Below are 20,482 nucleotides of genomic sequence, written 5' to 3' on the forward strand. Positions count from 1 at the left end.
TTTTAGCAGTCAATCGGTTTCAGTACACCATTCAACTCTTCCAACTCATTTTGCTCTAGCATAGCAGTTAACACCGCATCTAACTGCTGGCGCATCTCCTCGCTGAGGCGGTTGAAGCCGAGCAGACGGATGGCAGGCAAATAGGCCGCCTCTCGCGGTAGCGCAAAACTCTGCTCCACCACAGTGCGCAAGGCACAAGCCAGCTCTTCGGGCGCTACAAAAGCAAGCTTGCGGGAAATAGCAGGCAGACTACCCCGGTCACGAAGCGTAGGCGGCTGCATGGTTGGTGCCCACAGAAAATCACCTTGGCGGCGTATGTAATGCAGGTTGACCGCCAACACAGCCGCGTCCTGACCGGTCTTCCGAATTCGGGCTCCTACTTGGGTAGCTCCGCTGGCCTGCGCCAGACGACGAGTTGCTTCTTCGATGTGAATGGGGCTTTCAACCAGCACCACGCGCGTAAGCCAGTTGGCCAGCTGCCCCAAGCTATATTGATGCAACTCCTGGTTGCCCGCTAACGCCGGAAGTTGAGCTATCTGGTAAGGCTCAGCCACTGCTGTAGTTGCAGCAGTCACTTCTTCACGCGCAATGCCCATTGGTTCAAACTCATGCTCAATCAATTGCACCTCTTCTAATTTGTCGGGCTCATCCAGGGCCGCCAGGCGGCGAGCCTTCTCGATAGCCTCAATAGCCCGCTCCGTTTCGCGGGTTGGGTCTCGGAACCAGTCGGTGCTCCAGATGCGGTGCAGGCGCCAACCTACAGCTTCGAGTACTTGCTGGCGCAGCCGGTCCCGGTCGCGGGCCGAGCGGGCGGAGTGGTACATGGCGCCGTCGCACTCGATGCCAAGCGCGTAGCGGCCGGGCTGATCGGGGTCTACCACCGCCAAATCGACGTAAAACCCTTGTGAGCCAATCTGCGGCCGCACGGTGTAGCCCCGCGCCGTAAGAGCCCGATACACGGCTTCTTCAAATGGCGACTCCATTTCGCGGCCGGTTTCCTCGTTCTGGTTCAGACGCCCATGCTGCGCGAAGTTGAGGAAAGTTTTGAGAGCCGCCACTCCTTTAGCTTGGGTGCGGCTTAGGTCAAGGTCGTCGGCCGTGAGGTTGGTAAATACTTCGCAGCGCTGCTTGGCCCGCGTGATGAGCACGTTCAGGCGCCGCTCTCCGCCCTCGCCATTGAGCGGCCCAAAACTCATGGAAAGGTAGCCTTCCTTGGTGCGCCCGTAGCCGAGACTGATCAGGATAACATCCCGCTCGTCGCCCTGCACATTCTCCAGGTTTTTGATAAAAAACGGCTCGTGTGGGTGGCGGCTGAAAAAGGCTTCGGTTTCAGGATGCCGGCGGCGGCCAACCTCTACGGCGTCCTGAATAGCTTGGCGCTGTACCGTGCTAAAGGCCACTACGCCCAGGGTGAGCTTGGGTGTGGTGCGAGCGTGCTGCAGCACTGCTTCGGCCACGGCAGCCGCCTCAAGCGGGTTGGTGCGCGTGGTGCCTCGCTCGTAGTGCGTATTGGTTAAATGATGATACACCAGCCCTAATTGCCCCTGCCCGCCAGGACTAGGAAAAATCACCAGCTTGTCGTCGTAAAACAAATGGTTGGAAGCCGCAATGAGCGACTGATGCAGGCTCCGATAATGCCAGCGCAGCATCCGCTCAGGCATCTGGCGGGCCTTACAGAGCTCCAGAATGCTTTGAATATCAGCTGTTACGTTCTCCTCGTCGGCTGCTTCGCCGGTGCCCGTCAGGGAATCGAAGAAACTGGTGGGCGGCAGCTGCTTGGAATCGCCGACGACAACCAGCTGCTTGCCCCGCGCTATGGCGCCTAGCGCGTCAACGGGTTTCACCTGGCTTGCTTCATCGAACACCACCAAATCAAATTCAACTGCGCCCGGCGGCAAAAAGCTGGCCACTGACAGCGGCGACATCATAAATACTGGCTTGATGGCCTGCACTGCCAGCCCGGCCTGCTGCATCAGCTTGCGCAAGGGCATGTGCCTGGCCTTTCGGGCAAACTCGTTTTTGAGCACCCGCATTTGCCCGCCGGCCTGCGGCGAAAACTGGTTAGGCAAGTTGTCGAAGTGACGTCGCATGGCGCGGGCCCGGTTGTGCACGAGGCTGGCGCGGTCGGCGGCGCGGAACTGACTGGCCGCGTCTTCGTGGCTGGCCCGCTCGAACTGTGGCAGCGCCGGAAACTGCGTGTACGCCAAGCGCTGCAAAAACTCCAGCCAGGTTTGTCGCACTACGGCCACCAGGTGCCGGGCAGCTTCCGGCCAGGTTTCGGCTAACGGCAGCAGTTCCGGCCGGCTTTCGGCACGTACGGCAGCCGCTACGTTATTCCACTCGATAGCCCACTGCAAAGCCGGCAAGTTGGTTTTCCAGGCAGCTAGCAAGTTCACTTGATCAGCTAAAGGCTGCGCAGCCAACGGTCCGGCACTTCTAAAGCGGCGGGCTTCGTCGAGCAGTAGTGCTTTGCTTACCGCCTGCATGGCATCTCGATGCTCCATCAGGCTAACTTCCACGGCTTGCAAGCTTTCCGTGAGTTTTTCTGGCCGGGGCGTAGCAGCTACCCAAGCCGTCAAAGCGGCTAGTTGAGTGGCAAATGGTTGGCTGGCCCATTCTTGGTCTAAGCCGAAGATAAACTGCTTGGAAGCTGGCACTGCGGCCCCAATTAGCTGGCTGGCTGTAATGAATTGTTGGAGTGCGGCTTCACACGCAGCCACACGGCCGGCCACATCGTCGGCGCGGGGTGTACCGGCAATCCAGGCGATAACCTCGCGGATCTGCGTGTCGAAAGGCTGATCGAACAACTCGTCGTTCGGGCCGGAATTGCGCGTATCGTGGGGCTGACAGGCTGCGGCGGCAGCTTGCAGCGCGCTTTGATGCGGCGGCAAAGCAGCCGTTAGAGCGGCCAGCGGCGCGGTTAGGGCCGCGGCGTTGGGGCCAGTGGCCAGGTAACTTAGCAGAGCCACGGGCAGCCGCTGTTGCGCAACCAGCTGATGGGTGTGGGTGAGGTAGTCGGCAGCTTGCATCAGTGCGGGCCAGTCGGAGGCTTCTGCTTTCCAGGCCGGGCCAAATAATCTACCGCCCAACGAGTCGATTTCGCGCAGGGCCTCCGTGTGGCGGGCGGCTTCGTGCAAGGCATCAATGGCGGCTACCACTTCCGTCAGTTGTTTGGGCAGCGGGTTTCGCCAGAGCTGTTGCAAGCGGCGGCGGGCCCGCCGGTAGTCGCCACTCAACAGACGCCACCATTTGGTACCCGTTGTAACAAGCACTGCCCGCTCAGCTTTCAGCTCCTGGCTCCAGGCGTCAGGCAGTAGCATCCTATCGTATTGCTGATGCAGCTGGTTTAAAGTCGCCGCCGCTTGCTGCACGCTTGGCAAAGGGCTGTTGGGCTGCGTCCAAAAGGCATCGTTGATGGCTATACCTAGCAACGATGGCGCCAGGGCCGCATGTTCGGCAATGGGTACAAGCGTTTGCGCTGCCGGGCGGTCAACTGGTGTGGGCAACTGCAACATAGCAGCTACCGCTTTGGCGGCGGCTTGCACTGCCACAATAGCCCCCGGTAGCTCCCCTGAATGCGCGACCAATGCCTCGCCGTAGGTATGGCGGGCGGTGGTAAGCAAGGCCTCAACGGCTGGACAATCGGGGGGCGCGGGCAGTTGCAGCAAGTCAGCTAAAGCAGTAGCTGTCGTTTGCAGGTTTTCCGTGAAACTTGGAACGTTGCTTTGGTGTGCGGCCTGCGCCTCCTGTCGGGCCTGCCAGGCAACGGGGCACAAGGCCTCCACCGAAGCCACGTCCAGCGCTTCTGGTGTATTCAATAAACTAACCAGCGTTGCGCCAACAGTTTGCAGCTTGTGTACAGCAGTATGCGCGTTGCGCAACTCAGCTAGCAGCGCTTCTTCATCGGCTGGCAGCAACATGGTCAAACCAGTACCCCAAAACAGTAGTTGCGGGGGTGGTCCGATCTTTTGCAGCGTGGCTTGCAATCGGCCCGCCAGCGCTTCGGCACGGGTCGCGTCGGCATCGGTCCAGGCAGGCAGGTCCGAAAACTCCAGACGCGGTAAGGGCTGTCCGTTGATTTCCTCGCGCAGAACCAACAAGGCGCCGGCTACCTGCTGCGCCGTGCGCCGGCTACTGCCTAACGGCGAATTCACGGCTGTCGCGTAGGCGTTCAACTGCTGGCGCAAGTGCGGAAGCTGTGCGGTCTGGTCGTCGAGGGAGGGTGCGGGAGTTGGACGCCCCAACGACAAGGTGCGGCGCAGCTCGTCGTGCAGGGCTTTTTTGTTGGTCTTGTGGCTGTGCAGCTCCAGACAGGCAGCGCCTAAGCCCAGGTTATCCAGACGACGCTTCACCACTTCGAGCGCCGCCATTTTTTCTGCCACAAACAACACCTTCTTACCCGCTCCAATAGCCTCCGCCAACAGGTTGGCAATGGTTTGCGACTTACCCGTGCCGGGCGGACCTTGCACCACCAGGTTTCGCCCTTCATGAACAGCAAGCAGCGCCAGCAGCTGCGACGAATCGGCATCCAGCACCTGATGCAATTCGGCGGCCGGGCTTTCGGTGTCGAGAAACGCGGTTTCGCCTACACTCGGCGCAGCATCCGGAAATCCCGCTTCAACTCCTAGCAGCGCTGCTATGGCCGGATGACCTAACAGAGTGGACGTGCCGGTGGCGGTGGCCGGCCAGATGGCCGGGTCCAGGTCGCGGTACAACATCAGCTTGTTGAAAGAGAAGAAGCCCAAGGTGATACTGTCAGCCTCAACGGTCCAGCGGGCACGGCCTGCCACGGCTTCCTCTACTGCGATGAAGTAGTCGGCTACTGGCTGTTCTTCTAAGTCAGGCAACGGCAGCACAATGCCAAAATCGCCTTTCAACCGCGCTTGTAAGCTTAGATTACCTTCTATTTCTGCGCCAGAATGCGTGAGCTTGAACCGCTCCGCTACAGTTCCCCGCTCTAGCGCTACTGGTATCAGCACCAGGGGGGCCTGCCGGGGCTCGGTGCTGCTTTCGGTTTCGTACCAGCTCAAACGCCCGAGCGCCAGATACAGAATGTTGACCCCGGTTTCTTCTAAGCTGGTGCGCGCCGTGTAGTAGGTATTCAGGAGCCGGGCTTCTAACCGGGCCAGCGGCTCGGCCGTTTGCAGCTTGTTATCAATCAGCATTGCCTGGCGCTCCGCCTCGGTTGGTAGCAACGGCGGGTTTTCCTTGAAATACGTTTCCAGGCCTGGCAGTTCGCCACTGGTCAGATCGATTACGGGTTGAACAGCGGCCCCGTTCTTCTTGGGCGGTTCTGGCGCCGCCAAAAAATACATAGTCTTGCCCTGCCGCACCAACAGCTCCAGTACCTGCGCCGATTCTTCCTGCACCACGGCCACCCCTTGCGCCTTGGAAAGACGGAAGTTTAACAGGGGGTTGCGCATTCCTAGGTCCAATAACTCCTGACGTGAACTCTCAAGACGAATAGCTAAAGTTGCATCAATAGGCATATCAGACGGGTTTTAGACAAGGTAAGTATAGCCAGATCACAACCTATGATAAAACCCGCTACCTGATCCAGATAGCGGGTTTATTAGGCGCAGCCGATAAGCTGCTTAGCGGCCAGCGGGCATGTGCTTCAGCCGCAGCTTGCTGTGCTTGAAGCCGTAGTTAAAGTACAGCGCCAGCCCGATGATCAACCAGCCGAAGAACAGCAGCCAGTTGTTCACGCCAAGCTGCGTCATCAAATACAGATTGGTTAGCAAACCAAGCGTGGGCAGCAACGACAGCCGCTTGCGGAGCGACAGCCACGCCAGCACCACGCAGAACACGAAGAATACCAGCATCGGAATGTAGTGGCGAGCTTCCTCGTAGCCACTGCCGAGGGCTTTCTGAAATTCCTGAATACCCGCTTGGTTGTAATTGACTACCAACACAATGCCAACGACCATCAGGAGCGGCACCAGAAACTGCCCGTTGATGTACGGCACCTTGAAACGAGCGTTCGAACTGCCGTACGGGTCGATGATGAGGATGCCGCCGCACACCAACGCAAACGCGAACAGCGTCCCGATGCTGGTCAGGTCGATAACTAAGTCCATGTTGAGCAGCATGGCCGGCACCCCGACGAAGAAGCCCGTAACGATGGTGCTGAACGAAGGCGTATGAAACTTAGGGTGCACCCGGGCAAACACCGGCGGCAGCAGACCGTCCCGGCTCATGGTCATCCAGATGCGGGGCTGCCCAATTTGGAACACGAGCAGCACCGAGGCCATGGCGAAAATGGCACTCACGGCCACTACCCCCGCCAGCCAGTTGAGCCCAACTTTTTGAAACACAAACGCCAGCGGGTCGCCCACGCCAAGCTCGGTGTAGCTTACCATGCCCGTGAGCACCAACGTGATAATCACGTAAAGTACCGTGCAGATAATGAGGGCGTAAATCATGGCGCGGGGCAAGTCACGTTGCGGATTTTTGCACTCCTCGGCGGTGGTGGAAATAGCGTCGAAGCCGATATAGGCAAAGAACACGGCCGACACGCCTTTGAGTACCCCGCCAATGCCATTCGGGGCGAAGGGCGTCCAGTTGGCAGGGTTCACGTAGAACACGCCCACCCCGATAACAGTGGCCACTACAATCAGCTTCAGCAATACCAGCAGGTTGGAAGCGTTTTTCGACTCCTTGATGCCGATGTATACTACCGCCGTGATAAGCAGCGTAATAAGCCCCGCTGGCAAGTCGATGACCAGCCGCAACCCGCCTGGTAATTGTGGCGCGGCTGCCCAGGCCTGATACCCGGCTAGCTGAGTGGGTGTAGCTTCAGCTAACGGCTTGCCTGCCTGCATCAGTTCCAGCACCTCGTTGTAGTGCTTATGGGCGCTTTGCATGCCCATGGTGAGCCAGACCGGAATGTGCGCTCCAATTCCATCCATGAGGCCCGTAAAGTAGTCCGACCACGAAATAGCCACCACAATATTGCCGACGGCATATTCCATAATCAGCGCCCAACCAATTATCCAGGCCGCCAACTCGCCAAACGAGGCGTAAGCATAGGTATAAGCCGACCCGCTGACCGGGATAGTAGCCGCAAACTGCGCGTAGCACAGCGCCGAAAACGCGCAGGCTATGGCTGTAAACACGAACAGCAACGACACGGCCGGGCCGCCGTCGTGCGAGGCGTTGCCGATGGTGCTGAAGATGCCTGCCCCAATAACGGCGGCAATACCCAGGGCCGTCAGGTCGCGGACGGTGAGGTGCCGGGCCAGGCCACCGGTAGCGCCGTGGCCGTCGGCATCGACGGGCGGGTTAAGCAAGAGGTCGTCGAGGTTTTTGCGGCGAAAAAGGCCGGTCAGGCGGCTAGGAGGAAGCGGTGTAGACAAAGTCGTGGAAAGGTTGAGAGGGCAAAAGATACAGAATATTGGCGGGCGGCTGCACATTAGCCCCTAATGCGGCATATTGCCGAGGCGTACGCAAGGGGCACTAGTATTGGCCAGGATGCTTGTTGAGCCTTTCGTTTTTGATAGACTGTGTTGCGTCGTTACAGAATCTAGGCAAAGCCGACATCTAACTACTACATCAAATCAACCTTCTTTTCTGTGGCCTTCTCCGTTCCGAACCCCTGCTCCAAATCCTGGGCCGCTATGGCCCCCACCGCCGACGGCCGCTTCTGCGGCAGCTGCCAGCACGAAGTCGTGGACTTCTCGCGCATGAGTGAAGCAGAAGTTGTGGCTTGGCTGGCACGACCTAATGCGGGCAACGTCTGCGGCTTCTTCCGCGCTGGGCAGTTTGCAGCGGTGCCTGTAATGCAGCCCCGTTGGCGCCGCTGGCTGGTGACGGCCGTAGCGCTGCTGGGGCTGGAGCCAGTACTTACTGCCTGCCAAAGCACCGCCCCCCAGAACCTGCCAGCTGCTGATGCCACCGAACAAGCTGATACCCACGCCACCGCGCCCGAAGGCCAGGTCACGATTCGGGGCCGCGTGCTAGATGATTCCACCGGGTTAGCAGTGGCCGGCGCAGAAATTTTCATCGGCGACACCAAGTACGGCGCCGTCACGGATGAGCAAGGCAACTTCAGCTTCACGATGCCGCGGGAGTGGGAGGCCGTGCAGAACGGCTCGGTCGTGCTGCGGGTACAAGGCAGCCCGTTTGTACACAAACAGCAAGTGGTAGCTATAAAAACTTCGCCTGCTCCTGACCCTCTCACGGTTCGCCTACAATCAATGCCGGGCCGGGGCCAGATTAAGGGCAAGATCATGCGCCACGACCCACCTATAAAGCCACCGCTGAAGTAAGAGCAACTTATTGCGCAGTGGTGCCACGACTTTTTCGGTCGTGGTACCACTATCGTTGAACGATTCCTCTATGCGGAAGTCAGCAATGCCAGTAGTACCACCCAAGTATTAGAAATAATTAGCCGCCGTGTGTGGAATCCGGCACGGCGCAGCATCAAACAGCTAGACCTCACCACCTAGCCGCCATGCCAACCCGTACCACGCTCACTATTCCAACACTCTGCCATGAGAGCTGGGCTGCCATGACACCCGCCGCCCAGGGCCGCCACTGCGCCGCCTGCGCCAAAGTGGTACTCGACTTCACTCAGAAAACCGACGCCGAAATCCTGACCTTGCTCGGCCGGTCCAGCTCAACCTGCGGCCGGTTTCGGGCTGACCAACTGAGCCGGCCGCTGCTGCCACCGCCCGTACCCGCGCCGCGCTGGCGGACGTGGCTGGCGGCCACAGCAACGGTGCTAGGGCTGCGAGAAGCAGCCGCCGAGCCCATTGCAGCGCAACAACCAATAGCTGTTTCTCCTGGCTTGCTTATTCACAACGAACGAGAAATCGGGGCGCTTTGGCAACAGGTACACCCCGCACCCGACACGGCAAACCAGCTACTACGTGGGCAGGTCGTAGACGAAAGCACTAGTAATGGTCTGCCGGGCGTAATGGTCTTGCTCAAGAACACGCAAACAGGAGTTTCTACGGCCGTTGATGGCACATTTGAACTGGCACTACCAAGTGACCGTGCGGCGACAAAATATGTAATTCAGTTCTCTTCCATAGGGTATATATCGGAGGAAAGAGCCCTGACTACCATGCTTGGGCAGAAAGCCGTAGTTACGCTAGTCCAGGACACGCAAGCACTGGCAGGAGAAGTGGTAGTAGTGGGTGGTCTTGCTTATCGCCAGCCTTGGCCTTGGCATCCTCGGGCTTTATGGTTTCGTCTCCGGAACGCTTTTAACCGCTAATGCCAAACCTTTCCGCCCTTAAAATCCTTATTGGAGGGTATGAAGAATTTGCTGCTCGTTATAGTATTCCTTGTTTTTGCCACCACTGGCTGCTCCCTCAAACCCACCAATAAGTACGACGTTTCGGCCAAGCGGGCCCAGCTGCCGCAGGAAGAAGCCGTGCATAAGCAGAACTCGTTGGAGTGGTGGTACTTCACCGGCCACCTGCGCGACAAAGCCACCGGCGAGACATTTGGTGTGGAATACGTGTTCTTTCACTTCAACGTCACCGGCAAAAAGGATTGGCAGATGGTGAACTTCGCCCTCACCGACCCGCAGCAAAAGCAGTTCCGCTACGACTATAAGGTAGAGCGCCTGCCGCAGCTGCTGGCGCCCACCCTGCCCCTCAACCTCGCCACTCAAAAACAAGCCCAACGCTGGACCCTGACGGGCCAAGAAGGATGCTACCACCTGCAGGCCCGCATGGCCGCTCACCTCGGCCAAGCCATCGACCTCACCACTACCCCTGTCAAACCCGTGCTCTTGCACAGCGGCACTGGCTACGAGCAGTATGGCGCCACGGCTACGGCCGGTTATTACACTTACCCTCGCCTCACGGCTACCGGCACGCTCGAAATAGGCGGCAAAACCCGTCAGGTAGAAGGGGAATTGTGGTACGACCGGCAGTGGAACTGCAACAGCGTCACGACCAAAGGCTTGGGCTGGGACTGGTTTAGCATTCAGCTAAACGAGCCCCAGGAGGAAATAATGGCCTACCAGCTCTACAACAAGGCCACCGGCCAGCACATCGGCGGCGGCTCACACTACGGCGCCCAGGCCCAGAACACCCACCTCAACGAATCCGATTTCCAGCTGGAAACCACCGACTACTGGACCAGCCCACACTCCAAGCTGCGCTACCCTAGCAAGTGGCGCCTGCGCATCCCCAGCCAAGGCTACGACCTCACCATCACGCCCGTCATGCCCGACCAGGAGTTGACGCTCAAGCTATTTGCGGGCATCAAAATGCACTATTGGGAAGGCATGTGCCGCGTAGAAGGCACCCACCACGGCAAACCCGTAACCGGCAACAGCTACGTGGAAATCACCAACCGCAGCGAAGCCAAGAAAGCAAAGGAAGCCGCCGAAACCGTCACCGCTAAGGAGTGAATGAGTGAGTTTTGACGTTCGGTTGGCGCAACTGGCATGAGCCGAGGTGGTACCACTATCGTTGCACGACTCCTCTTGTTCAGCATGAGGCAGACATCAGCAACGATAGTGGCACCACCCCGCCCATTCGTGTTGGCCAAATGTCAAATTCACTAAGTCGCTAAATCACTTATCCTTTCAATATCAGCCGGAAAGTGGTGCCGCGGCCGACTTCGCTCCATTTCACGAAGAGCTTGCCTTGGTGGTAGTTCTCGATGATGCGCTTGGCCAGCGCCAGGCCCAGGCCCCAACCTCGCTTCTTGGTGGTGTAGCCTGGCAGGAATACCCGGTCGATGCGGCTTTTGGGAATGCCTTTGCCGGTGTCGGTGATGTCGATGGCAATGGATTTTTTGTCGCGCACGGGGCGGCGCAGGTGTAGCGTGATGCTGCCGCGGCCGTCCATAGCGTCCACGGCATTCTTGCAGATGTTCTCTATCACCCAGTCGAAGAGGGGGATGTTGACCAGCGCGGGCGTATCGGTGGGTAGGTCGGTCTTTATTTCAAACACCACCTTTTTCGACACTCGGTTTTGTAGGTAATCGATGGCATTGCGGGTGGTGCGCAAGATGTTTTCTGGTTTGAGCACGGGCACCGAGCCGATGTTCGAGAAACGTTCGGTAATGATTTGAAGCCGCCGGATGTCTTTGCCCAACTCTTCTACAATAGGCTCATTCTTAAATCGTTCACTCTCGCTCAGGTAGGTTTGCCAGGCCATCAGGCTGCTAAGCGGGGTACCGAGTTGGTGCGCGGTTTCTTTGGCCAGCCCCACCCACACCCGGTTTTGCTCGGAGCGCCGCGAGTAGCTGAAGGCGAAGTAAGCAATGACGCCGAGGCAGGCAATAACGGCCAGCTGCACCAGCGGGTACGTCCGTAGCTGGGCCAGGAGCGCCGAATCTTTGTAGTAGATGTAGCCGCGCTGCGCACCGCCCAGCTCGATGGTGATAGGCGGGTGCTGCAGCTTCATCACCGCAATTTCTCGTTGCAGAAAAGTGCGCTTAGCTTTATCACTTAGCCCCTTCGGAATAGTAACATTCTTAGCATCCACTATGTCGCCATCACCGTTGGCCAACACTACGGGAATGGTGGTATTGGCGTCGATAATCTCGTCCATCAAAAACGACAGATTCGACTCTTCCTCCGTGTTGATGATGTAGCGTTGGGTTTTCGCGTAGAGGGCAATCTGCTGCTGTTCCCGCTCCGATACGCGCTGCACCAGCACGTTGGTATAAATGACGGTGGCCGCCGCAATGAGCAAGGCCACCGCTATAATGAGCAGCTTAATGCGGGTTTTTTGGTCGTAAATGGCTATCAAGGACGTAAGGAAGGCAACGAAAAGTGAGGCGGCTCGCGACGTTGGGCCCAAGCAACCATATGGTCTGCCAATACGAGTGGTCTAGCAGAACGGGTGCTTGCGCGAAGGTACAACTCCCGCCGTTACCCTTACCGGCTCCTGCACACCAGAGTTGAAGGAACCCCAAACGTCGTTTTTCGAGCACCACAGAGGCATCAGCAACAACTAATTTCAGTGGTCAGACAACGTAAAATGTTGCTTACAAGTGTCTCACCCGTAATTTAACTTTCTCTGAACCACACGGTCCTTCTCGCTGTTTTCATAGTATCGATTTGTGCCGTAATTTTGCCGCCTGCAATTGCAGTTGCCATTCGCTATGCCTCACCCCTTCAAGGCCATCAGCCTGTCCTTTAAAAAAACTCCTCTCGAGATTCGGGAGTTGATTGCATTGGATGAAGCTGCCTGCCGCCGTTTTCTGCATACCCTCCATCACGAGCTAGCTCTTACTGATCTGCTGGTGCTTAGCACTTGCAATCGGACCGAAGTTTACTACGCCGCCGACCGTGACCAGAGCCCGGCCATCATCGAGGCTCTAGGTGAACTCAAGAATTTGGCGAACCTCAGCCAGTATTTTTCTTATTTCGATATCCTGAACGATGCCGACGAGGCTGTGCAACACCTCTTCGAGGTAAGCATGGGCCTTGATGCGCAAGTAGTTGGCGACCTTCAGATCAGCAACCAAGTAAAGCAGGCCTACCAATGGTCGGCCGACGAGGATGCGGCCGGGCCGTTTCTGCACCGGCTGCTGCACACGGTGTTCTTCACCAACAAGCGCGTTCAGCAGGAAACCTCGTTCCGCGATGGGGCCGCTTCCACTTCCTACGCGGCGCTGGAACTGGTAGAAGAATTGACCGCCGACGTAGCTAACCCGCGCGTACTGATTGTGGGCTTGGGCGAAATCGGCGAAGATGTTTGCCGCCACTTCGGCGACAGCAAGTTCTTCACCGACGTCACCATCTGCAACCGCACCCGCTCGAAAGCATCCATGCTCGCCGGTGAGTGCGGCCTCAAGATTCTGAACTTCGAAGATCTGGTGCAGGGCCTCAAAGAGGCTGACGTTGTTATTTCGTCCATCAACGCCGCTACGCCTTTCTTCACCCGCGAGCTGGTTGCCAACCTCGATGTGCTGAGCTACAAGTTCTTCATCGACCTTTCGGTGCCCCGCAGCATCGAGAGTGAAGTAGAGAACGTACCCGGTGTACTGGTTTACAACATCGACTCCATCCAAAGCAAAGCCTCGGCCGCGTTGGAGCGTCGTCTGGCCGCCGTGCCGCAGGTACGTTCCATCATTACCGAAAGCATTGCCGGCCTCAACGACTGGAGCAAGGAGATGCTGGTATCGCCAACCATCCAAAAACTAAAGAACGCCCTAGAGCAGATTCGGCAGGAAGAGATGGACCGCTTCCAGAAGAAGATGAGCCCCGAGGAAGCCCGCCGCATGGACGAGGTAACTAAGTCGCTGATGCAGAAGATCCTCAAGCACCCGGTCATTCAACTCAAAGCCGCCTGCAAACGCGGCGAAGCCGACCAGCTCATCGACGTCCTCACCGACTTGTTCGATCTGGAAAATCAACCGACTGTTGCTTAGCTACCCAACCAAAACAACGAGCCCCTGCCGCTAGCTAGCGGCAGGGGCTCGTTGTTTTGGTGGATTTGTATCTACCTCAAAGCACGACTGTCATTCCGACATTCCACTCATCAAGTGGAGAGAGGAATCTGAGTGTAAATCGTTGGATCAGCTAACTCAGATTCCTCTCTCCACTTGATGAGTGGAATGTCGGAATGACAACTGCCCTATTGATGCTTATAACACAGATTGGTTTGTCGGCTTGACCGGACTTGGCACCCATGAAAAAAGACCGTCATAAGGCGGTCTTTTTCAGGTGCACGCAAGCCAAGGCTTACACTACATGGTGTCGCAGCATTCTTCGAGTGAGTCAATCACGTCGAGCAGCTTCGGAATGGAAAGCGAGTAATAGATTTTGGTACCCACTTTGAACGAGGACAGAATGCCACGGTCTTTGAGGGTAATCAGGTGCTGAGAGGCTATAGCCTGAGGTAAATCGAGCGTACGGTAGATTTCCGTTACGGTCATTTTATCCTCTTTGCCGAGCAAGTCAACGATGGCCAAACGCTTTGGGTGGGCCAATACTTTGAGCATGGCAGCGGCCTTATCTACTTTTTTGGATTCTACGCGTGAGAGCAAGGGTTTCATACTTATGGTCAACGGTGGCTGAAAAAGAAAAAGAGCAGTTCCGTCAGGAATATGACTAATACGATATTTCTGATGGAAAGAGTTCCTACGAATGAAAATCCCCTACAAAAAATTTGGGTGCTCCTCTAACGCGCGAGGTTCCAAAACATGTGCATTAGGAGGTCCAAGACCCGAAGCTCTACGGGAGCGACGTACCTTTGTTCATCGAAAATTCATTTTTTCTCGCTTATCCCATAATTTTTTCATGAAAGACCTACTAGCTAAGTTCGAGAACAAGCGTCCGGAAATAATATTTGAATGGAAGGATGCCGAAACCGAAGCAGAAGGTTGGGTGGTAATCAACTCGTTGCGGGGCGGCGCCGCTGGCGGCGGTACCCGTATGCGCAAAGGCCTCGACAAGCGCGAAGTGGAAAGCTTGGCTAAAACCATGGAAGTGAAGTTCACGGTATCCGGTCCGGCCATCGGGGGCGCCAAGTCCGGCATCAACTTCGACCCGCAGGATCCGCGCAAGCGCGGCGTGCTGGAGCGCTGGTACCGGGCCGTTATTCCGCTGCTCAAAGCGTATTACGGTACCGGCGGCGACCTGAACGTAGACGAAATCCATGACGTAATTCCTATTACCGAAGACTACGGCCTCTGGCACCCGCAGGAAGGCATCGTGAACGGACATTACCGCGCCACCGAGCCGCAGAAGATTCAGAAGCTCGGCCAGCTACGCCAAGGCGTGGTAAAAGTGCTGGAAGACGCCAGCTTCACGCCCGACTTGCGCCGCAAATACACCGTGGCTGATCTGATTACGGGCTACGGCGTAGCCGAAGCGGTACGGCACTACTACGAGTTGTGGGGCAGCCGGTCGGTAGCGGGAAAGCGGGCCATTGTGCAAGGTTGGGGCAACGTGGGTGCGGCAGCAGCTTATTACCTGGCCAGCCAGGGGGCACGCATCACCGGTATCATCGACCGGGCCGGCGGGCTGCTGAACCCCGAAGGGTTTACCTTGGAAGAAATCCGGGCGCTGTTCCTCAACCGCATCGGCAATGCTCTCACGGCTGACAACCTGTTGTCGTTCGAAGAAATCAACCAGCAGGTTTGGCAATCCGGAGCCGAGATTTTTATTCCGGCCGCGTCGTCGCGGTTGGTTTCGCGGGGGCAGGTAGAGCAGCTGATTGCGGGCGGGCTGGAGGTTATTTCGTGCGGGGCCAACGTGCCGTTTCAGGATTCGGAAATTTTCTTCGGTCCTACCGGCGAGTTTGCCGACCAAAACACCTCCGTTATTCCCGACTTCGTGGCCAACTGCGGCATGGCCCGCGTGTTTGCCTACCTCATGGAAACCAACGCTGAAATCACCGACCAGGCCATCTTCGGCGACACCTCCCGCGTGATTCGGCAAGCGCTGGCCCGCACCCGGCAGCAAGACGAGCACACGACGGGGCTGGCGCAGAAGTCTTTTGAGATGGCACTGCGGCAACTCGTATAGGTTTAGTTCAATTGGTACGATTTTAGCAATATTACACAGCTTGTTTTTAAAAGGATTTTACCTATTATCTTCTTTATTTTGTACTACTACTTACTTTTCATCAACTACTTCAAGATGACTCTTCATGAATTCCTGAACTATCGTTTCCTTGGCAACGATGTGCAGGCGTATTTGTGGTGTGTGGGCATTCTGCTGTTTGGGTTTGCCTTCAAAACCTTGCTGTCCAAACTGCTGTCGAAGCTGTTGTTCCGCTTTATTCGCACCAAAACCGAAGGCGTAGCCGAGCATCATTTTCAGGCCCTGCTGATTCAGCCGATATCGGTGGTTATCTTCCTGGTCAGTACCTACTTTGCGTTCCAGGTACTCGATTATCCGGTGCGCAGCGACGAAATAGCGCACAATGAGCCGGCACTGAAAGTGTTTTTCTTTCGGCTGTTTCAACTGGCCGTTTTCTCGGGGGTGGGCTGGATTGCGCTGCGCATCATCGATTTCGCCGTCATGGTGTTTCAACGCCGGGCCGAAGCCACTCCCTCGCACCTCAACAACCAGCTGATTCCCTTCGCCAAAGACTTATTGAAAGTGCTGGTTATCACCATCACATTTTTGGTGATGCTAAGCCGCGTGTTCGGGGTCAATGTTACGGCCCTGATTGGGGGCTTGGGCATTGGCGGGTTGGCCGTGGCCTTCGCCGCCAAAGAAAGCTTGGAAAACCTGATTGCCTCGTTCACCATCTTCCTCGACCGGCCGTTTGCCGTGGGCGAATTGGTGACAGTGGGCGGCATTACGGGCACCGTAGAGAAAGTAGGTTTCCGCAGTACCCGCTTGCGCACGGCCGAGAAAAGCTACGTCACCGTGCCCAACAAAAGCATGATCGACAAGCCGCTCGACAACCTCTCGTTGCGCACCGCCCGCCGGGTGAGCTTCACCCTAAACCTAAGCCAAAGCACTACCAGTGAGCAAGTACGCGCCATTGTAGAAGGCGCCCGGGCTGTTATTGAAGCGCACCCACTGGTAGAAGAACAGCCCGAGGTGAAGTTTGCGGCCCTCACTCCTACGGCCAAGGAAGTAACCGTGCAGTACTTCGTGCACACCAATAGTTACCCCGAATACCTCGACGTGAAAGAGGAACTGAACTACAGTCTCATTGAAGTAGTAGAGCAGCACGGCGGTCAGTTTGCCAACTCCGGTACCACCATCGTGCAGTTAACTAACCCCACCGACAGCCTCAACCCGGCTATGCCTACTCTGAGCAGGTAACATCCAGCACTGTGAAGCGCCTATTCTTCCTTGGTGATGCGCACAGGCCCTAGCAAGCCCGAAGCAACCAAGGGCGAATCTTTATGGAAGTAGTTCCAGGTGGTAAAGCAATACCGGCCTTTCGAGGGGCGGGGCTGCTTGCGGAGAAACCAGTCGGGAAATTCTTTCAAGTAAAAGGACCCGGCCGCGAGGTGGCCGGGCAGCCACTCACAGTCGGCTGGCTCTTGCTCGTCTCCGATGAGGCGGTTGGCCCACACGTTGGTTACTTCGATTGCCAGCTGGTTGCCTTTGCGCTTCAGCAGAGTTGCCGGAATTTTCACCCGCCAGGGAGCCGTCCAGATTACACCTAGGTCTTTCTTGTTGAGCATGACCCGCGCCACGTGCTTGACGGTGCCTAGATCGAGGTAGAAATCCACTGGTTTGGCGGTTTTTTGGATAGCGGCCACATCGAAGGAAGTTTGGTAGCTGGCCGTACCGCTGAAGTACTTGATGCCGGGCTCGGCATTGGTGGTCCAGTCTTCGAGTTTGGCGAAGGCCACTGGCTTGGCCGGGCCGCCCCAAGCTGGATCGAACTGCACTTGCCACGGGGTGCGCAAAACCGTTACTTCCTGCTGAGAAGGAAAGTTGACTTTCGGTCCCGTCACTGGTTGATTCGCCGCCGTACGGAAAACGATAAAAAAGCTTTGAGCTTCCTCGAAATCGAGTGGTATCGTGGTTTTTCCGTCTTTCTCCTCGAACTGCGGCAGCAGCCGGGCACTGCCCGTTACCGGGTCCCATAGCTCGGGCCGCCGGCCTGCCACCTTGAAACTACAGCTGGCCGAACCCGCTTTACGCGCCGTGTTGGCCACAAAATAAATGTCGGTGTCGGCCTGGTTGCGGTGAATGAATTTCAGGGATGCGCTGCCCTGCGCGTTGCTTGTCGTGAAATCCTGCTTATCGGGTAACACAATGCGGCCCCATTGCAACAGCGCCTGGCAGCGCTGCCAATATTCGACCATGGCTTTGCCGGGCTTCCACCAGGTTTGCGTGCGGTCGAAATGAGTGCCCCACTGCCCCATAGTTGCGCCTGGTTGGTAGCGGTCGTCCCAGGGTTGCTGCACAAAGCGGTGCAGCACCATGCGGTTTACCCCGTCGCAGAAAGCCGCATCGCCCATGGGCTTCAGCCAGGCCGGGGTCTCGTTCCACTTACTGTCGCTCGGGTCGCCCGTAAAAGCTTCGGCTTCAATAAGGTTCTGCCCGGACTTGCGCAGCGCGGCTACGGTTGGCTCCAGCTCGTAGGGTGAGTACTGCCCTTTGTGGGTCCAGAACTCGGTCATTACGTTGTGAACCAAGGGCATCACCTCGTTTTGTCGCCAGGGGCCACCGTAGGGCTCGCACAGAAAGGTGAGGTTGGCCGCCTTCAGCTTGTTGGAGATGGTGGTGAAGTAAACATCCCGGTACAAGTCCTGAATTGTGGCTTTGAAGTCGTTTCTGAATTTAAGAGAATCTTGCTTGCTGCCGATGGTGCGGCCCGCCAACAGGGGCAGAAAAGGCGTCAGGTCGTATCCTCTGCGGGCCGCAAACTCCTCGCGCATCTTCGGGGTCCAGGTGGGAGTGCCGGCTTCGTAGCTGTCGAAGTGCACGTGCGTGAAGCCGGTACCTATCAGGTCGCCGAGATGCTTCCGTATTTCTCCCACAACGTGGTCCAGGTGAAAGTCCACGGCGGTCTGGCTCATTTTGTCGCACTCCAGGCCGGCGGCTTTCCACTGCGCTGGCTGAATGAGCGTGCCCGTGGTGGTATGGCCGAAACGATAGATGGTCCAGTTGCCGGCGGGGGCGTCCCACGCCAGCTGGCCATCGGCTTTCAGCTTGCTGCTCAGGTTGATAACCTGTTCTTTTGAAACGACGCCACTCGCGGGCACCGCCAGCACAGCTATATCTTTGTAGTACGTTTTGCGGGCTTCTATTTCGGGTTTCTCCACCAGTCCGGTTCCGGGATTGTACACCGGAAACGGCGTCTTCCCCCGCGGATTCACTTTCGGCTTTTCCAGGGTCAGCTGCAGCCCTTTGCGGCCGGCTACCTCCTGCTTCGACCAGCAAACCTCTTGCATGGAAAGCTCCGGCGTAATCCACACCCCACCGCTCGACTCGTAGCTAGGCCCGTTGAACATACCGAAATCCATGCCTAGCCGCTTCGACTCTTCGGCCGCGTGGCGCACCAGCTTCCACCAGGGTCCGGTCCAGGAAATAATTTCGGGCGTGGGACTCTTACCGATTTCGCAGGCCCACGGCGTGGTGATGTCGGCCAAGCTGAACATGGTGGTGCGGTTGAAGCCTTCTGCCTTCAGCGCTTCCAAATCCCGGGTGATGCCTTCTGCACTCAGGTTGGCTCCCATCCACATCCACAAGACACCGGGCTTCGCGCTTTCGGGTGGGTTGGCAAAAATCTTGGCAGGGTCCGTGACTGGCCGTGTGCTTGTTGCCGAGGGATTTGAAACTATCTGCGCAGAAGCTTGAGCAGCAATAAAAAAACAGGCCGCTGAAAGCTGTAATTTCCTTACAAGGCTGTGACTCATAGGAAGGAAACAAGGATGAACTAGGATGGAAGTGGCAGGAATCCGCTGAAGGTAAAAGAGCCGAGAGCCTCAACTGCCATGTAGTGTCCTGGCCGACCCTTACTTTAAAGCAAGCCGCTCTGGTTGGGCATGTTACAAACCAAAACTATGGCGCCGGCAGGCACAAACAACGCAGCATTTGCTAACGGCAAGACGCGCTCAAGCACTCCACAAAAAAGCCGGCTGCTCCTGATGGAGCGGCCGGCTTTTCAACTGCGTTTTAATTCGCTCTAGTGCTAGCGCCCGCCCAACAGGCCACCAAGTAAGCCGCCCATGCCGCCACCGCCGCCGAGCAAGCTACCAAGGCCACCGCCGCCCGCGCTACGTGGCGCCGAATTAGGCTGCCCGCCAAGACCTCCTAAAATAGACATGAGCGAGCCAAGTCCCCCGCTGCCTACGTGCGAGCCTTGCTGCGGCAGATTACCGTAGCTGCTTTGGGCGCCACCGCCGCCGAGCACACTGCTCAGCAGACCACCACCCAACAAACCACCTAGCATACCGCCCATTGAGCCGCCGCCCATAGCACTGCCCATGGCGCCGCTTAGCAAGCCGCCCATCGAGCCACTACCGCCGAGCATACCGCCGCCCATCGAGCCACCGCGGCCACCCATCACCCGCGACAGCACCATCGGGGCAGCAACACCGAGCAGGCCAGCCATCAAGGCTCCTTTCGGAATGCCCACGCTGGAAAGCTTGTCGGTAACACCGCTCAAGAAGCCTTGCTTGGCTGGATCGTTGGCGTCGTGCGGCACGCTGGCGGCTTGGTCAACTACTTGCTCCAGTGCTTGCGTCTGCTGCTGATTTACCCCGAGGTAGCTGGCAATCTTGTTTACCATGGCTTCCTCGTCGTTGGCGTACGAACCATCGGCGCGGGCGAAACTAATCAGGTCTGTTACCAGGGAGAAGCGCAACTCACTGCCTTTTAGTGCATCGAGATTAGCCTGAACAGTTTGGTTGGTAGAATCTTTAGCTGCCGCCAGCACTTGCTGCGTGGCACCACCCGAAAGGCCTGCTTGGTGCGAGAGTTGCTGCAAAAACTCGATTTCGGCGGGCGAGGCTTCCCGGTCAGCAGAAGCTAAGCTGGCAATAACACTCAAATAAGCCGCCTTTTCTTGGTCAGAATAGTTTTGCAGGAGTTGGTTGTCGTTCATGATGTTTATTGGCTAGGAAGGGGTGGACA

Annotated in this window: 12 protein-coding genes; 6 read left to right on the plus strand and 6 right to left on the minus strand. The window is 57.2% G+C overall.

The features are described from left to right. Nucleotides 1-2 precede the first annotated feature (2 nt). Both VF639_RS07855 and VF639_RS07860 read right to left on the minus strand, forming a co-directional pair. Complete coding sequence (locus VF639_RS07855) at nucleotides 3-5,489, minus strand: DUF3320 domain-containing protein (protein ID WP_331145345.1); 5,487 nt, start codon at nucleotides 5,487-5,489, stop codon at nucleotides 3-5. Nucleotides 5,490-5,594: 105 nt separating this feature from the next. Continuing rightward, nucleotides 5,595-7,358 (minus strand): amino acid permease, encoded by a 1,764-nt coding sequence (locus tag VF639_RS07860; protein ID WP_331145346.1) that lies wholly within the window; start codon nucleotides 7,356-7,358, stop codon nucleotides 5,595-5,597. Nucleotides 7,359-7,574: 216 nt separating this feature from the next. Here VF639_RS07860 and VF639_RS07865 point away from each other — a divergent pair, with 216 nt between their 5' ends. The 3 genes from VF639_RS07865 to VF639_RS07875 all read left to right on the plus strand — a co-directional run bounded on the left by VF639_RS07865 (nucleotide 7,575) and on the right by VF639_RS07875 (nucleotide 10,372). Then, nucleotides 7,575-8,270 carry a carboxypeptidase-like regulatory domain-containing protein gene (locus VF639_RS07865; protein ID WP_331145347.1) on the plus strand — a complete coding sequence of 232 codons (696 nt, stop codon included), beginning with the start codon at nucleotides 7,575-7,577 and terminating at the stop codon, nucleotides 8,268-8,270. A gap of 185 nt (nucleotides 8,271-8,455) precedes the next feature. Beyond that, on the plus strand, nucleotides 8,456-9,223 hold the full coding sequence (locus tag VF639_RS07870) for a carboxypeptidase-like regulatory domain-containing protein (RefSeq protein ID WP_331145348.1): 768 nt from the start codon (nucleotides 8,456-8,458) through the stop codon (nucleotides 9,221-9,223). Between the two features lie 39 nt (nucleotides 9,224-9,262). Next, complete coding sequence (locus VF639_RS07875; RefSeq protein WP_331145349.1) at nucleotides 9,263-10,372, plus strand: carotenoid 1,2-hydratase; 1,110 nt, start codon at nucleotides 9,263-9,265, stop codon at nucleotides 10,370-10,372. Nucleotides 10,373-10,541: 169 nt separating this feature from the next. Here the strand turns inward: VF639_RS07875 and VF639_RS07880 are convergent, their stop codons facing one another. Next, nucleotides 10,542-11,723, minus strand: a complete 1,182-nt coding sequence (locus tag VF639_RS07880; protein WP_331145350.1) for a HAMP domain-containing sensor histidine kinase — start codon at nucleotides 11,721-11,723, stop codon at nucleotides 10,542-10,544. A 355-nt stretch (nucleotides 11,724-12,078) separates the two neighbouring features. Between VF639_RS07880 and hemA the strand changes: the two genes are divergently transcribed. Beyond that, complete coding sequence (hemA, locus tag VF639_RS07885) at nucleotides 12,079-13,350, plus strand: glutamyl-tRNA reductase (protein ID WP_331145351.1); 1,272 nt, start codon at nucleotides 12,079-12,081, stop codon at nucleotides 13,348-13,350. Between the two features lie 318 nt (nucleotides 13,351-13,668). Here the strand turns inward: hemA and VF639_RS07890 are convergent, their stop codons facing one another. Continuing rightward, the gene (locus VF639_RS07890) at nucleotides 13,669-13,977 is read right to left on the minus strand and encodes an ArsR/SmtB family transcription factor (protein WP_243798306.1); all 309 of its coding nucleotides are present in this window, start codon (nucleotides 13,975-13,977) and stop codon (nucleotides 13,669-13,671) included. Between the two features lie 244 nt (nucleotides 13,978-14,221). Between VF639_RS07890 and VF639_RS07895 the strand changes: the two genes are divergently transcribed. Both VF639_RS07895 and VF639_RS07900 read left to right on the plus strand, forming a co-directional pair. Next, nucleotides 14,222-15,451, plus strand: coding sequence for a Glu/Leu/Phe/Val dehydrogenase dimerization domain-containing protein (locus VF639_RS07895; protein WP_331145352.1), 1,230 nt, complete (start codon nucleotides 14,222-14,224; stop codon nucleotides 15,449-15,451). 114 nt (nucleotides 15,452-15,565) lie between these two features. After that, a complete protein-coding gene (locus VF639_RS07900; RefSeq protein ID WP_331145353.1) occupies nucleotides 15,566-16,708 on the plus strand; it encodes a mechanosensitive ion channel family protein in 1,143 nt (380 codons plus the stop codon). Nucleotides 16,709-16,728: 20 nt separating this feature from the next. Here the strand turns inward: VF639_RS07900 and VF639_RS07905 are convergent, their stop codons facing one another. Together VF639_RS07905 and VF639_RS07910 are read right to left on the minus strand one after the other, a co-directional pair. Further along, a complete protein-coding gene (locus tag VF639_RS07905) occupies nucleotides 16,729-19,263 on the minus strand; it encodes a glycosyl hydrolase (RefSeq protein WP_331145354.1) in 2,535 nt (844 codons plus the stop codon). Between the two features lie 275 nt (nucleotides 19,264-19,538). Further along, nucleotides 19,539-20,453: a TerB family tellurite resistance protein gene (locus VF639_RS07910; protein WP_331145355.1), complete on the minus strand. Its 915-nt coding sequence runs from the start codon at nucleotides 20,451-20,453 to the stop codon at nucleotides 19,539-19,541. Between the last annotated feature and the right edge of the window lie 29 nt (nucleotides 20,454-20,482).

Origin of the sequence: Hymenobacter sp. (assembly GCF_036387835.1) — a bacterium.
Taxonomy (GTDB): Bacteria; Bacteroidota; Bacteroidia; order Cytophagales; family Hymenobacteraceae; genus Hymenobacter.

Excerpts from the sequence above, each read along its gene's own strand:
- VF639_RS07855 (WP_331145345.1), bottom strand. The coding sequence starts at position 5,489 with ATGCCTATTGATGCAACTTTAGCTATTCGTCTTGAGAGTTCACGTCAG.
- VF639_RS07870 (WP_331145348.1), top strand. The coding sequence starts at position 8,456 with ATGCCAACCCGTACCACGCTCACTATTCCAACACTCTGCCATGAGAGC.
- VF639_RS07875 (WP_331145349.1), top strand. The coding sequence starts at position 9,263 with ATGAAGAATTTGCTGCTCGTTATAGTATTCCTTGTTTTTGCCACCACT.
- hemA (WP_331145351.1), top strand. The coding sequence starts at position 12,079 with ATGCCTCACCCCTTCAAGGCCATCAGCCTGTCCTTTAAAAAAACTCCT.
- VF639_RS07890 (WP_243798306.1), bottom strand. The coding sequence starts at position 13,977 with ATGAAACCCTTGCTCTCACGCGTAGAATCCAAAAAAGTAGATAAGGCC.
- VF639_RS07895 (WP_331145352.1), top strand. The coding sequence starts at position 14,222 with ATGAAAGACCTACTAGCTAAGTTCGAGAACAAGCGTCCGGAAATAATA.
- VF639_RS07900 (WP_331145353.1), top strand. The coding sequence starts at position 15,566 with ATGACTCTTCATGAATTCCTGAACTATCGTTTCCTTGGCAACGATGTG.
- VF639_RS07905 (WP_331145354.1), bottom strand. The coding sequence starts at position 19,263 with ATGAGTCACAGCCTTGTAAGGAAATTACAGCTTTCAGCGGCCTGTTTT.
- VF639_RS07910 (WP_331145355.1), bottom strand. The coding sequence starts at position 20,453 with ATGAACGACAACCAACTCCTGCAAAACTATTCTGACCAAGAAAAGGCG.